The sequence below is a fragment of the Staphylococcus sp. HMSC14C01 genome, from assembly GCF_001808085.1.
GTDB classification, from domain to species: domain Bacteria; phylum Bacillota; class Bacilli; order Staphylococcales; family Staphylococcaceae; genus Staphylococcus; species Staphylococcus hominis.
In genome coordinates this window covers 1-605 of sequence record NZ_KV792019.1, presented here as the reverse complement: position 1 = coordinate 605, position 605 = coordinate 1, and the positions used below count along the sequence as shown (strand labels likewise).

At 51.9% G+C, this 605-nt stretch carries 1 rRNA gene; it reads right to left on the bottom strand.

What is annotated here, in order from left to right:
• Positions 1–5 precede the first annotated feature (5 nt).
• A 23S ribosomal RNA gene (locus tag HMPREF3131_RS02335) occupies positions 6–605 on the bottom strand; the annotation flags it as partial.

Genomic DNA, 605 nt, shown 5'->3' with positions numbered 1-605 from the left:
AAAAATTGATTAAGTCTTCGATCGATTAGTATTCGTCAGCTCCACGTGTCACCACGCTTCCACCTCGAACCTATTAACCTCATCATCTCTGAGGGATCTTATAACCGAAGTTGGGAAATCTCATCTTGAGGGGGGCTTCATGCTTAGATGCTTTCAGCACTTATCCCGTCCATACATAGCTACCCAGCTATGCCGTTGGCACGACAACTGGTACACCAGAGGTATGTCCATCCCGGTCCTCTCGTACTAAGGACAGCTCCTCTCAAATTTCCTACGCCCACGACGGATAGGGACCGAACTGTCTCACGACGTTCTGAACCCAGCTCGCGTACCGCTTTAATGGGCGAACAGCCCAACCCTTGGGACCGACTACAGCCCCAGGATGCGATGAGCCGACATCGAGGTGCCAAACCTCCCCGTCGATGTGAACTCTTGGGGGAGATAAGCCTGTTATCCCCGGGGTAGCTTTTATCCGTTGAGCGATGGCCCTTCCATGCGGAACCACCGGATCACTAAGTCCGTCTTTCGACCCTGCTCGACTTGTAGGTCTCGCAGTCAAGCTCCCTTATGCCTTTACACTCTATGAATGATTTCCAACCATTCTG